The organism is Flavobacterium arabinosi (genome assembly GCF_048158725.1).
GTDB classification, from domain to species: domain Bacteria; phylum Bacteroidota; class Bacteroidia; order Flavobacteriales; family Flavobacteriaceae; genus Flavobacterium; species Flavobacterium arabinosi.
Genome location: NZ_JBLNKX010000007.1, coordinates 31,538 through 44,904 on the forward strand (window position 1 = coordinate 31,538; position 13,367 = coordinate 44,904).

The following is a 13,367-nucleotide window of genomic DNA, read 5'->3' on the forward strand; positions in this document are numbered from 1 at the left end:
GGAGTTCCTTTTTTATTTTTATCCAAGACTTGAATTTAATCTTCGTCATCCTCATCGTCTTCGTCCGATATATTTTTATCTTCGATATCATCGTCGTCATCGTCCCCGTCATCACCTGCGTCAGAATCTGGTTTGTCGATAGCATCGTCGTCATCGTCATCTTCTATTGCATCCTCATCATCAAGTTCTAAGCCGCTTATTGGTTCAACAACTGCATCGATATCATCATCTTCATCATAATTTTCAATTCTGTCTGCTAATTTTGTACTAACTTTTACTAAATAAATGGTGTCTTCCGTACGTACTTCGACAGCTTCTATTAACTCATTTTTAGCATTTCTAAAACGGATAATGTTTGAATCATCATATCCTTCAGGAAATTTTTCTACCAAAAGGTTCAAAATTTCATTTGTAAGTTTTGCGTAATCAACTATTACTCTTTTCATAAAGTTATTCTATAAATCTAATAAATAAGCGAAAATTAAAGGTGCTACAATGGTAGCATCGGACTCAATAATGAACTTAGGAGTTTTTATATCTAATTTACCCCAAGTAATTTTTTCATTCGGTACCGCTCCAGAATAAGAACCATAACTGGTTGTTGAATCTGAAATCTGACAAAAATAACTCCAAAAAGGAATGTCATGCATTTCCATATCTTGGTATAACATTGGTACAACACATATTGGAAAATCTCCTGCAATACCTCCACCAATTTGGAAAAAACCTACGCCGTTAGTACTGTTTTTTGGATACCAATCTGACAAGAAAACCATATATTCAATACCTGATTTCATCGTAGATGCTTTTAATTCACCTTTAATTACATAAGATGCGAATATATTTCCCATCGTACTATCTTCCCAACCTGGTACAATGATAGGTAAATTTTTCTCGGCAGCTGCATACATCCAGCTGTCTTTTAAGTCAATTTCATAATATTCTTCAAGAACACCTGAAAGTAACATTTTGTACATGAATTCATGTGGAAAATATCTTTCGCCTTTATCATCGGCGTCTTTCCAAATTTTATAAATATGTTTTTGTAAACGACGAAACGCTTCATGTTCCGGAATACACGTATCGGTAACTCGGTTTAAACCTCTTTCTAATAAATCCCATTCATCTTGAGGAGTTAAATCTCTATAATTTGGAACTCTTTCATAATGAGAATGGGCTACCAAATTCATAATATCTTCTTCAAGATTTGCTCCAGTACAAGAAATAATATGAACTTTATCCTGACGAATTATTTCTGAAAAAATCTTTCCAATCTCCGCTGTACTCATAGCACCAGCCATGCTCACCATCATTTTTGCACCGTTGGCTAATTGTTGCTCGTACGCCTTAGCTGCGTCAACTAAAGATGCAGAGTTGAAATGCAGGTAATGCTTCTCAATAAATTGACTGATCGGTCCTTTGCTCATTTTTTAAAATTTAAAGATTTAAAAACCGAAACATTGAATTTGTATTTCAAATTTAACGAATTTTTAAATTGACTAATTGTATAATTAAGTATTTATTTTTTGTCGTAACCTAATATTTTTAAAACATCATCGGAGGTTTGTTGTTCTGAGAAAACCTCAGTTGCCAAAATTCCGTTTTCGTCTCTATCTATCAGTATGTGTTTGGGTTGAGGAATTAAGCAGTGGTGTAAACCGCCATATCCACCTATAGTTTCCTGATACGCTCCAGTATTAAAAAAACCAATATATAATGGTTTTTCTTTGTTGTATTTTGGCAAATATATTGCATTCATATTTTGCTCTGAATTGTAATAATCATCACTATCACAAGTCATTCCACCTAATAAAACTCTTTCATAAGTCTCATTCCAGCGATTGACCGCTAACATGATAAAACGTTTGTTGATAGCCCATGTATCTGGCAAAGTTGTGATAAAAGAGGAATCAATCATATTCCATTTTTCTCTATCATTTTGTTGCTTTTGATACAAAATCTGATAAATTGCGCCGCCACTTTCTCCAACCGTAAAGGAACCAAATTCTGTAAAAATATTTGGAACATCAACTTCTGCTTCATCACAGGCAATTTTTATCTGATTGATAATCTCATCAATCATATATTGGTAATCGTATTCAAATGCCAGTGAATTTTTGATAGGAAAACCACCACCAATATTTAATCCATCTAATGTAGGGCATTCTTTTTTTAATGCAACATAAACTTTGATACATTTTACTAATTCATTCCAGTAATATGCATTATCATTTATACCTGTATTGATAAAAAAGTGCAACATTTTAAGTTCCAATTTCTTATTTTCTTTGATTTCTTTTTTATAAAAAGGAACGATATTTTTGTATCCAATTCCCAATCTTGAAGTATAAAACTCAAATTTCGGTTCTTCCTCGGCAGCAATACGAATTCCAATTTTGAATTTCCCCTTTATTTGACCTTGAAGTAAATCCAGTTCTTCATAATTATCAATAATTGGAATAGCATTTTTATGTCCGTTATTTACTAATCGTGCTATGTTCTCAATGTATTGATCTCTTTTAAAACCATTACAAATGATATAGGTACTTTTATTGATTTTTCCATTTGCCAATAAATTTTCAACAATATTAATGTCAAAAGCAGAAGAAGTTTCAATATGAATATTATTCTTAAAAGCTTCATTCATTACAAATTCAAAATGAGAACTTTTTGTGCAATAGCAATAATAGTATTTTGCCTCATATTTATTTTTTTCCATCGATTTACGAAACCAGCTTTTGGCTTTGTTAATGTTATTGGAAATTTGAGGTAAATAAGTAAATTTTAATGGTGTGCCATATTTCTCTACCAGTTTCATCAAATCAATATTGTGAAACTGAAGGTTATCTTTGTTTAAAGTAAACTCTTCTTGGGGAAAGTAATAAGTTTGATTTATTAAATCAGAATATTTTGTATTCATTTAGTTTTTAGTATTTTAGATTAAGTATGCAAAAAATAATTAATCTAAAATTCAAACTCTGATATTTGCATAAATTATTTGAAGCTTTTCATTATCTGCTTTCAAATATTGAAAAATATCAAAACTAAAGTTTCCTTTGATGGAATAAAAACGTTTCAATATTCTTAAAAAAGACATATTGTTTCGGTTTTTCTTAGAACTATAATTTCTCTTGTTTTGACTTTTTTTCATTGCAGCAAATGTAAAAAATATTATATACGTAATGCAATCCTTTTTATAAAAAAATAATTAAGATTTATAATCCAGAAACGCTTTAAGAATTAATTCATTGTCAACCGATTGATTGATTTTTATGTTTCCGATGCCTTCGATTAATGCAAACTGGATGTTGCCATATTCATTTTTTTTGTCGTGAATAAGCAATTCCAAAATAGGTTTAATATCATTTTCTTCAAAAATAATGTCATCGTATATCGTCTTAATACTTGATTTTATTTGAAAATATTCTTCCTGACTGATTAAATTTTTATGTAATGAAATATAACTTTCCAATATCATTCCAACTGCAATCGCTTCGCCGTGTAATAAAGTAGTTTTGTTTTCATTCTCCAGAAAATAGCTTTCAATAGCATGACCAAGAGTATGACCAAAATTCAATGCTTTTCGGATGTTTTTTTCAGTTGGATCTTGTTTAACAATTTCATTCTTTATTTCTACAGAACGGTATATTAAGTCATCAAAATCAGCAAAATCAATGGCTTTCAAATCTAGAAATTGCTCCCAGTATTCTTTGTCATATATTAAACCATGTTTCAACATTTCGGCAAGACCGGAACGCATTTCGTTTTGCGGTAATGTATCAAGATATTGAGTGTCAATAAGAACCATTTTTGGGACATTGATAACCCCGATTTGGTTTTTTAAATTACCTAAATCAACACCGTTTTTTCCTCCCACAGAAGCGTCTACCATAGACAATAGAGTAGTAGGAATGTGAATAAAATCAACTCCTCTCTTGAATGTTGAAGCAACAAATCCACCTAAATCAGTAACAACACCACCACCTAAATTAATAACAAGGCTTTTTCTGTCAGCACCAAGCTCAGTTAATACATTCCAAATTTGAACACAGGTTTCAATATTTTTGTTTTGTTCCCCTGCTTCAAATTCAATGATTTCAATAGTAAGATCAGTTTCTAAAAAAGGTAGAAATTTTGGCAAACAAAACTCATTTGTATTGCTGTCTACAATAATAAATAGGTTAGAATACTTGTTCTCTTTTAAATGAAGGTTTAATGCTTCATATCCTTTTTCGTTGAAATAAATCGGATAACTGTTGGCTTGAATCGTTTGCATTGTTGTTAATTAATTGAAAGCGCAAAATAAGGTAATTTTTGCTAAATAATATTTAAAAATCGCTCAATAATTAGACATAAATATCACAAATAATAAAAAATATATTCAATAAAACATAAGTTGTCTTTTTAAAAAAGCTTTTCTGAGCTTTATTTAGCTTTTATTCTAATTTATTAAAAATAGTCTAGATGATGGTTTTAATAAAATAATTATTGACATTCTTGTCTCAGTATTTCTTGGGCATTACCATAATTTTTGTCTTTTGCTAAATTTAAATATTTACAGCAATTTTCTTTGTTTTTAATAAAAAAGTAACTCATACCCAATAAATATTCGGATTTTCCATCTTTTAAATTTGGAGAAATTAATGTTTGTTTTAAGTAAGAAATTGCATTCAAGTATTGTTTTAAGTTATAAAAACATATTCCTATATTTTGGATTAAAAAAACATTATTCGGATCTTTATTCAATGCTTTTTTATAGGATTGCAAAGCTTTTTCATAATTTGAATTATTAAAAAATAGAATAGCTTGATTTTCAAAAATATCTTTTTCAAATATTTTTTTTCTTTCAATTAAAAGGCTGTCGTTAGGGAATTTTTTTAATCCATTACTTATAAAAGAGATCAGTTTTTTATGATTATATCCTGATTGATTTAATGCACTTGAAGTATTTATCCAAACTTCTGGATAATCGTTATATTGAGTATAGATATTGTGAATTCTAATTATTCCTGTAGTATCTTTTAAAATAATTGCTGAATTAATCGCCTCAATATAATAATCTTTATTGCGAGGTCGAATATCTAAGGCCTTTTTTGCATAAAAATAGGCACTATCATTTTTCCCAGTTTCTTTTGCTATTTGATGTTTATAAAACTCTGTTCTTCCAATATATGGATTTATTTTATAACCAATATTTAAATATTTTAATGCCTGTTTGTAATTTTTCTCTTGAATATAATATTTTCCAACATAGGTAGCAAAAGGTTCTCCGGTACTAAAAATATTAGGATATTTGGGCAAATTGTAAACAATTTCATCTGCTTTTAAGTCAAAATCATTTTTTAAAAAATTAGCTTTAATATCATTTTCTAATTGATCTGCTTTAAAAGTTTTAAAAGAAAAGTAAACAGTAAAAAGTGAAATAATTATTATAAAAATAGAGGCTTTATTCCAAAAATTACTTATTTCAAATTCTTTAGATGTTGAAGTATTAATAATTGACAAAGCAAGAAAAAAAGAAAACCATACCTGCATTGTTGGTCTGTATAATGGAAAATTGAAGGTGGCATCGATACCATAAGATAATAAAAGTAAAATTGAAAGTAACGCAATTATTCTAACTTCACTATTTTCTGACTTAAAAAATCTTTTTAAATTTAGATAAAAGGCAAAAATAAAGATAGATAAATAAATGAGACCATTTATGATACCCGTTTCTGCAGTAATTTCAAGAAAATCATTATGTGTATGTCCCGAAATAGTATGATCATTTTCTATTTTTTTTTCATAAGGAATTGATTCTATTTGCCAATTCCCTATTCCTATACCCATTACAGGATTGTTTTTAATCATTTTAAGAGCATTATTCCAATAAAGTAATCTTGTGTTTATAGAAGCATCTTTTATATTAGCAACTTGTTTTACTCTGCTTGAAACAGACTCATATCGACCTGTACCTTTTCCTTTTTCAAAAATTAGATTTGCGATGAAAAATGAAATGATAATAGGTATGATGATATAAGAAATAGTTAAAATATTTTTTGGCTTTAAAGGATTTAACTTTAAGTATAATAGAATATAAATAATTGTTTCAAAGAATAGACTTAAAAAAGCAGCTCTAGATCCTGTTAAAAAAATAAGAATTGTAGCCAATAATAATGCTAAAACTAAAAACCATTTTTTCCATTTTGTAAAATGTAATATTCCTATCAGCAGGAAAGGGATTTTAATACTTAAACTAGCTGAAAATATATTGATATTTCCAGTGTTACCTTTTAAATTACTTAAAGCATTTAAAATCGAATCTACTTTTGAAAATTGAACAAAATTAGAAAGTTCTAGAAATGATTGAGTAAAAACACTAATGCCAATAAGAAAGATGATTTTGTAAATTAAATTTAGTCTATTATATAATAAAATGGAGAAGTTAACCAGTGTAAAAAAAACTATAATAAGTCTGGTAATACTTACAATACCCAAAGAGAGATTTACAGCTGAAAATAAGGAGAGACCACAAAATAGAAGAAATAATATATAGGCTTTAATTAAATAACTTTTTTTATAGATTGAAATTAAATTTTGAGGAATTATAGACGGATTATAATATATAAAAATTCCGATTATAATATTTAGTATTGATAAGTATAAATATTGGGGCCCAATAATTTCAATACTTCTAAATTGCGGCAAAAAATCAGTAATTAAAAAACCAATTATAAAAAATAAAGTGATTACCTCAAAATAATTATTTTCTAATTTATAATCTTGAGAATTAAACTTATTATTATCTATTTTAGCTTTCATATCTGTTTATATTAAAAATTATGTTTAAAAAAAATCTTTTGAAATTTAATTAAATCAATTGATTATTCTGTTCGTAATTAGAATAAGTTTTAAAAATAATTTAAAGTGTTTTTTCATTATTTAAATATGATTTTCTATAATATTTTTTCAACTCTATCTATATTTGTATAAAAATATCACAAAAAATGAAAAAAATATTCAATAATACACAAGTTGCATTTGCATTAAAAAGCGATACCGAACTCGATAGAGCTTATTTTCTTTTCAAAATGATTGATAATCAGCCTTTAGTTCGAATAGGAACTGCGGTTACTAATTTTGCATTGAAAGCAAATCTTCCTGTTGAAGGTTTAATTCGCGCCACCGTTTTTGATCATTTTTGTGGTGGAGTAAATGAGGTTGACTGTCTTTCTGTAGTTGATAAAATGTTTACCAAAGGTGTTTCATCTGTGTTAGATTATTCTGTAGAAGGAAAAGAAGAGGAAGATCAGTTTGATGCTGCACTCGAAATGACTTTAAAAACAATTGAATTTGCCAAAGAACGCAAAGCAATTCCTTTTGCAGTTTTTAAACCAACGGGTTTTGGGCGTTTTGAATTGTATGAAAAATTAGGAGAAAAACAAACGTTAACTACCGAAGAACAAGCTGAATGGAATAGAGTAGTGGAGCGTTTTGATTTGGTTTGCAAAGAGGCTCATTCTAAAAATGTAGCGCTTCTTATTGATGGTGAAGAAAGTTGGATGCAAGATGCGGCCGATGATTTAGTTACCGAAATGATGCGCAAATATAACAAGGAAAAACCAATAGTTTTCAATACGCTGCAAATGTATCGTTGGGATCGTTTGGATTATTTGAAAAAATTGCATGAGCAAGCCAAAAAAGAAGGATTTCTAATTGGAATGAAATTGGTTCGTGGTGCCTACATGGAAAAAGAAATTGCGCGTGCTGAAGAGAAAAGCTATCTTTCACCAATATGCGCTTCAAAAGAAGCTACAGATGAAAATTACGATGCAGCAGTGCATTACATGATTGAACATTTAGATGCGATGTCCATTTTTGCAGGAACCCATAATGAGGAAAGTACCTATACTTTAATGGAATTAATGCAGGAGAAAGGAATTAAATCAAACGATGACAGAATCTGGTTTGGCCAACTGTACGGAATGAGTGATAATATAAGTTACAATTTAGCCGCTAATGGTTATAATGTTGCTAAATACCTGCCTTTTGGTCCAGTTAAAGATGTGATGCCGTACTTGATTCGTCGTGCCGAAGAAAATACTTCAGTTGCTGGGCAAACGAGTCGGGAATTATCAATGATAAAAGCGGAACGCAATAGAAGAAAAAGGAAATAGAATAAAATTCTCAGTGATCAGTTTTTAGTTTAAAAGCTATGAAAATTTTAATAAAAAAATCCATTTGTTTTTTTGCAAATGGATTTTTTTATGTCATTAAATAAGAACTAAGAATTACTAAACTGCAAATTGCTTAAATTTTTATACATTCCGTTTTCTAAAGTAATTAATTCCTGATGTGTCCCTTGTTCAGTAATTTTTCCATTATCAAGAACCAAAATTTGATCTGCACTTCGTATAGTAGAAAGACGATGGGCAATAATGATACTTGTTCTTCCTTCCATCAAAATTTCTAAAGCTTCCTGAACTAATTTTTCACTTTCACTGTCTAATGAGGAGGTTGCTTCATCCAGAATCAAAATACTCGGGTTTTTCAATAATGCTCTCGCAATTGCGATACGCTGTCTTTGTCCTCCAGAAAGTTTAATTCCTCTTTCTCCAACAACAGTTTCAAATTTTTCAGGAAATCCTTCAATAAAATTTAAAGCATTGGCTTGTTTTGCAGCCAGAAGAATTTCTTCCTCAGTAGCATCTGGTTTTCCGTAAGCGATATTTTCTTTGATGGTTCCACCAAATAAAATCACGTCTTGAGGAACAATACTCATATTACCGCGAAGATTTTCTAAATCATAATCGTAAATATTTTTTCCGTCAACCAAAATTTCTCCGCTATCAATATTGTAAAAGCGCAACAATAAAGAAGCGATAGTCGATTTTCCAGTTCCACTCGGTCCCACTATAGCTATTTTTTGGCCATAATTAGCGGTGAAGCTGACATCTTTCAACACTTTTATTTCTTTTCTCGAATGATAACTGAACGCTACATTTTTGAACGTAACATTTCCTTTTATTTTATGTGCGGAGGATGCATTTTGAATTGAATTAATTTTTTCAGGAGTTTCATCTAATAATTCAAAAACTCTTTCAGTTGCTCCAATTGCCTTTTGGATTTGGGCATAAAGTTCGGCTATTCCTCCAAAAGAAGCGCCAACGAAAGTGGAATACAATACAAACGAAATCAATTGTCCTACACTCATTTCTCCGCTAATGCTCAAACGAACGCCAAACCAAACTACAGCAACAATAGCTCCAAAAAGACAAAAAATAATAAATGAAGCAAAGTATCCTCTGTATTTTCCACCTTTAATGGCTATTTTAACGACTTCTTTTATTTTACCATTATAACGTGCAATTTCGTACCACTCATTGGCGAAAGCCTTGACAATACTAATTCCTTGCATGGTTTCTTCAACAATAACCTGACTTTCGGCAACTTTATCTTGAACGTTTTTCGAATATTTTCTGATAAATCGTCCAAAAACAACAGCAGCAACAGCCACAAGTGGTACTACTGATAACATCAACAAAGTTAATTTTATACTTTCATTTGCCAATAAAAGAACACCGCCAATAATTAAAATGAATTGTCTTAAGAATTCGGCTATAGTGGATGTTAAGGTATCTTGTATTTGGGTTATATCAGAACTGATTCTACTGTTTAATTCGCCAACACGCTTTTGTGAAAAGAATGACATGGGCAACTTTACCAAATTACTATACAACGCTAATCTAAGGTTGGCTAACGTATGTTCCGTAAAATTGACAAATAAAGACAATCTAAAAAAGGAGAAAATAGATTGAAAAAATAAAATAACAACTAATCCCAAGGCTATAAAATTGGCTTGAGAATTGTCTTTGTTTTTTACACAATCGATAAGCATTCCCATTAATTTAGGGAAAGCTAGTGCGGTTGCACCTGTTAGCAGTAAAAAAACTAAACCTACATAAAATTTCCAACGATGGTTTCCTGCATATTGGAATATTACGGTTGCTTTTTGGAGTGAACTTGCAGTAATTTTTGATTTTGGTAAATCATTTTCTTTAAACCTTGCCATTATTTATAATTTATGTCACAAATGTAAGACTATAACAACTCAATACAAAAAAATAGTATGGTTTCGTCCTGTATTTAAAGTGCTATTAGAGAGAGTGAAAGAGAATTATTGTTGTTTTTTATTTTATTTTTTTAATATTTCACTTGTAAATACGATTTCTAGGTGTATATTTGCACTCGCAATAAGGAAATGAAAAAATCTAAATTGTACTAGGGCGATTAGCTCAGCTGGTTCAGAGCACCTCGTTTACACCGAGGGGGTCGGGGGTTCGAACCCCTCATCGCCCACTAAAAATTACAAACCTCCAAAGTCATTTGATTTTGGAGGTTTTTTTGGTTCGAAAGTTATTTGAAAAATATTTTAATATTTATCAACCTTTTTAATTTGCTGGGATTATTGGTTCTAACAACTTAAAGTATTTCTATAATGGGATATTACTTCACCCTCCGAGTTTCAGTATTGCACCCAACTATGCATTATACACGTTTTTAGTATACGTTTTTATTGTATTCTACTTTCTCAATATTAAAATTGTTGAGGCAATAAACGCAATCAACTATTTAAGTTGTGTTTAAGCGCCTTGTTTATGTGTCTTTTTTCTTTAAACACCGTCCTCTCGGCTCATCACCCTCATGAAGCACAATTTCGGAATGTAGGAACTGTGCGGCCTCTGCTGAATCTTTCACTTTGGAAGCACTGCGTTCTAACATTTCTGATTCAAACTCATTTAATACACTTTCCCTCACTCCAGCTTTTCTCCATTGAGATGCAGCTCTACATCCTCTTGAGATTCCCCGAGCCAGCGTGAGCGCATCCAGCAGCGCTTGATTCGCCCCCTGTCCTTTGAATGGGCTCATTGGGTGAGCCGCATCTCCGATCAGAGTCACTTTCCCTTCTTTCGCCAACAATTCTGACTTGAGTAATTCTCGGTCATACACGGGATAGCCAGAAATCTGCGCTTCCAGGGTCGCCGCTAAAATCTGAGGAATGGGATTATGCCATTGAGTTCTAAGACACGCTTCTTCCTTGAGTGCTTGAGGTCCTTGAGCACTTAACGCCTTAGCCTCTTCTTCCGGCATTGGGAAGCTAAGTTGCCACATCACCGAGTCTGACGTATAAGGCATCATGTACATCCGTTCATTGCCATTGGCGGTTTGAAATACAGTTGCCGAGTCCAGCAAAGGACTAGTAATGCCTTCGAGAGCACTTAAAGGGCAAATACCCAATATCACAATACACCCCAGGTAACGTAATGGGCTAATATCTTCACCAATCAGCAACCTCCGCACCGAACTACGAATACCATCGGCTCCAACCACGAGATCGGCTTTGTAGCTCTTCATTTCCCCGTTCACTTGAAATCTTAGATTAATAGCGTCACCCTCAGATTCTTTAAAATCTACTAATTGGTGTCCCCAATGTACCGCATCCTGTCCGCCTAGCTGCTTAAGTAGTGCTAAACGTAGAGATTGCCGTGAGATATGAATATTGGTACGTTTCTGAAATGTTTTTGCATCTGACGGTATCCACTTTCGGATGCCCCATTCACCGATTACTTTTCCGGCTGTAGTATGAACCAAATGTCTTGTTGAAATCACTCCTTCTTCTAACGAGAAAATACCCAATCCCTCAATCGCTTTACTAGCTTGCTGCAGAGTGAGTCCGTAGCCCTGAGATCGAGCTTCGAAGTTAGTGTCGCGCTCATAAAGGGTAAAAGGTATTCCCCGGTGCAAACAAGCCACAGCAAGAGCCACTCCGCCTATACCACCACCAATAATAGCAACATGTGGGTAGTTTTCTTTATCAGCTACAGGAGGACTGGCAGAACGAAGCAGTCCGGATCCGGAACAGTTCAAACAGGAGTGTTGATGTCCTTTAGGACGAATTGGAGGCGTCCCTTTGTCTTTTGTTTTTTCAAATTGATCTAATGCCATCTGGTAGTGGAGTTTCACTTTATTGCTGAGTCCTCTACTTTTTTTGCCGCGTCCCTTACATTCCTGACAAATAGTCCAGCTTACTTCTTCATTTTCCACTTCCTCTTTATTTAACTTGATTTCGACTCTTATTTTATAAGAAAAAACTATTATACACAATTAATACTGTGCCTAATAGCAAAGTAGTAATTATGACTTTCAATACTTCTATGTAATTTAACGTGTGAAATTAATATTTTCAGCCTTTTGCCGCTTGTGTCAGTTGCGTAACTTTAAGACAAAAGATTAGCAGCACAAAACTACTTTTTTCAAATTGAAATAGAAAGGATTTCTCAGAGCTATTTTATTGAAACTTTCTTCAAATCCTGCAAAAAAATGGTTCATAAGGACCAAAAAAAAGCTTTAGAGAAATCTGAGGCTTTTTTTATGGAATAAAATTAATTCTCGTTTTTTACAATCCTCAAAAAAGAACCACAACAAAAATTATACAAAAAAATTCATCCTCAATCTTGTTTTTCCGAGGAAAAAGGAAACTCCGCAAGAAGCTCAAGCTATGTAAATCATTTTTTTATCTTTCAAATAAAATGATTTTAGAACAATTCGTAAAAGTCGGGAGACTTTTATCAGATTTAAGATTTACAAGAACATAAAAGAATTGCGCAAATTCAGAGATATTTGTGCAGCTTTTCATAAGAAACTCTTTGGAGAGCGGGCTGTCGACGAAAGTGTAAGACACTTTTATGTTAGAAAGTGGAAAAATAATAGCTATTTTTTTGAAAGAATATTTTGTGAAATCAGAGCAAAATTATTTATGCATAAAGTAACAATATCCTGATTAGAATTTTGAAGTAAAATTAAATATTTAGGATATACTTTAGTGAATTGTAATAGTTTAAATAATGTCATAAAAGTTTTTGAATTAAATGCGAAAGAAAATCCAAAATCTGGAAACGTTTTTGATAGTCTGGCCGAAGGTTATTTTAATAATAATCAGTTAGAAATTTCCAGGCAAAATTATAAAAAGTCTTTAGAACTGATGCCAGAGAATAACAATGTAAAAGAAATGCTGGAAAAATTGATAAATGTTGACTAAAAAATCTTAAATGAATGCCTCAAAAGACTTTGCCAAACCGCAAAGTCTTTTTTATATCTTTGAAAAAAACAAACCTTCAATGCATAAAATTTTAGCCCAAATAAATAAAATTACTTTACCAAGTTTTACAAAACAAGGCTTAGATATTTCGAAAGCAAAAAAATGGCAAATGGCTATTATTGGTTATCGCTATTTTGTAACGACTCGTGCTTTGGGGTAATTTTAAAATACTGCATTTTTTTATCTTTTTTTAAATAAATATTGAAAGCAATTTCAACAACACTTC

10 protein-coding genes and 1 tRNA gene are annotated in these 13,367 nt (G+C 31.4%); 4 read left to right on the forward strand and 7 right to left on the reverse strand.

Going from position 1 to position 13,367, the window contains the following annotated elements; genetic code table 11:
- Positions 1-35 precede the first annotated feature (35 nt).
- The 5 genes from ACM55K_RS14125 to ACM55K_RS14145 form a co-directional block, all read right to left on the reverse strand.
- On the reverse strand, positions 36-446 hold the full coding sequence (locus ACM55K_RS14125) for a DNA primase (RefSeq protein WP_416850920.1): 411 nt from the start codon (positions 444-446) through the stop codon (positions 36-38).
- Between the two features lie 9 nt (positions 447-455).
- A complete protein-coding gene (locus ACM55K_RS14130; RefSeq protein ID WP_416850921.1) occupies positions 456-1,427 on the reverse strand; it encodes a deoxyhypusine synthase family protein in 972 nt (323 codons plus the stop codon).
- Positions 1,428-1,519: 92 nt separating this feature from the next.
- Positions 1,520-2,920 (reverse strand): type III PLP-dependent enzyme domain-containing protein, encoded by a 1,401-nt coding sequence (locus tag ACM55K_RS14135; RefSeq protein WP_143388376.1) that lies wholly within the window; start codon positions 2,918-2,920, stop codon positions 1,520-1,522.
- Positions 2,921-3,208: 288 nt separating this feature from the next.
- The gene (gene aroB, locus ACM55K_RS14140; RefSeq protein ID WP_416850922.1) at positions 3,209-4,276 is read right to left on the reverse strand and encodes a 3-dehydroquinate synthase; all 1,068 of its coding nucleotides are present in this window, start codon (positions 4,274-4,276) and stop codon (positions 3,209-3,211) included.
- A 209-nt stretch (positions 4,277-4,485) separates the two neighbouring features.
- Complete coding sequence (locus ACM55K_RS14145) at positions 4,486-6,804, reverse strand: O-antigen ligase family protein (RefSeq protein WP_416850923.1); 2,319 nt, start codon at positions 6,802-6,804, stop codon at positions 4,486-4,488.
- A 185-nt stretch (positions 6,805-6,989) separates the two neighbouring features.
- Between ACM55K_RS14145 and ACM55K_RS14150 the strand changes: the two genes are divergently transcribed.
- A complete protein-coding gene (locus ACM55K_RS14150; RefSeq protein ID WP_416850924.1) occupies positions 6,990-8,159 on the forward strand; it encodes a proline dehydrogenase family protein in 1,170 nt (389 codons plus the stop codon).
- A 107-nt stretch (positions 8,160-8,266) separates the two neighbouring features.
- Here ACM55K_RS14150 and ACM55K_RS14155 read toward each other — a convergent pair whose 3' ends face one another.
- Positions 8,267-10,054, reverse strand: a complete 1,788-nt coding sequence (locus ACM55K_RS14155) for an ABC transporter ATP-binding protein (protein WP_416850925.1) — start codon at positions 10,052-10,054, stop codon at positions 8,267-8,269.
- A gap of 212 nt (positions 10,055-10,266) precedes the next feature.
- On the opposite strand from ACM55K_RS14155, the gene ACM55K_RS14160 reads away from it, so the two are divergent.
- Positions 10,267-10,341, forward strand: a tRNA-Val gene (locus ACM55K_RS14160).
- Between the two features lie 297 nt (positions 10,342-10,638).
- On the opposite strand, the gene ACM55K_RS14165 is transcribed toward ACM55K_RS14160, so the two are convergent.
- On the reverse strand, positions 10,639-12,087 hold the full coding sequence (locus ACM55K_RS14165) for an FAD-dependent oxidoreductase (RefSeq protein ID WP_416850926.1): 1,449 nt from the start codon (positions 12,085-12,087) through the stop codon (positions 10,639-10,641).
- A 778-nt stretch (positions 12,088-12,865) separates the two neighbouring features.
- Here ACM55K_RS14165 and ACM55K_RS14170 point away from each other — a divergent pair.
- The gene (locus ACM55K_RS14170) at positions 12,866-13,081 is read left to right on the forward strand and encodes a tetratricopeptide repeat protein (RefSeq protein WP_416850927.1); all 216 of its coding nucleotides are present in this window, start codon (positions 12,866-12,868) and stop codon (positions 13,079-13,081) included.
- Between the two features lie 79 nt (positions 13,082-13,160).
- The gene (locus ACM55K_RS14175; RefSeq protein ID WP_416851066.1) at positions 13,161-13,301 is read left to right on the forward strand and encodes an SsrA-binding protein; all 141 of its coding nucleotides are present in this window, start codon (positions 13,161-13,163) and stop codon (positions 13,299-13,301) included.
- Positions 13,302-13,367: the final 66 nt, after the last annotated feature.

Excerpts from the sequence above, each read along its gene's own strand:
- ACM55K_RS14130 (WP_416850921.1), bottom strand. The coding sequence starts at position 1,427 with ATGAGCAAAGGACCGATCAGTCAATTTATTGAGAAGCATTACCTGCAT.
- ACM55K_RS14155 (WP_416850925.1), bottom strand. The coding sequence starts at position 10,054 with ATGGCAAGGTTTAAAGAAAATGATTTACCAAAATCAAAAATTACTGCA.
- ACM55K_RS14125 (WP_416850920.1), bottom strand. The coding sequence starts at position 446 with ATGAAAAGAGTAATAGTTGATTACGCAAAACTTACAAATGAAATTTTG.
- aroB (WP_416850922.1), bottom strand. The coding sequence starts at position 4,276 with ATGCAAACGATTCAAGCCAACAGTTATCCGATTTATTTCAACGAAAAA.
- ACM55K_RS14150 (WP_416850924.1), top strand. The coding sequence starts at position 6,990 with ATGAAAAAAATATTCAATAATACACAAGTTGCATTTGCATTAAAAAGC.
- ACM55K_RS14145 (WP_416850923.1), bottom strand. The coding sequence starts at position 6,804 with ATGAAAGCTAAAATAGATAATAATAAGTTTAATTCTCAAGATTATAAA.
- ACM55K_RS14135 (WP_143388376.1), bottom strand. The coding sequence starts at position 2,920 with ATGAATACAAAATATTCTGATTTAATAAATCAAACTTATTACTTTCCC.
- ACM55K_RS14175 (WP_416851066.1), top strand. The coding sequence starts at position 13,161 with ATGCATAAAATTTTAGCCCAAATAAATAAAATTACTTTACCAAGTTTT.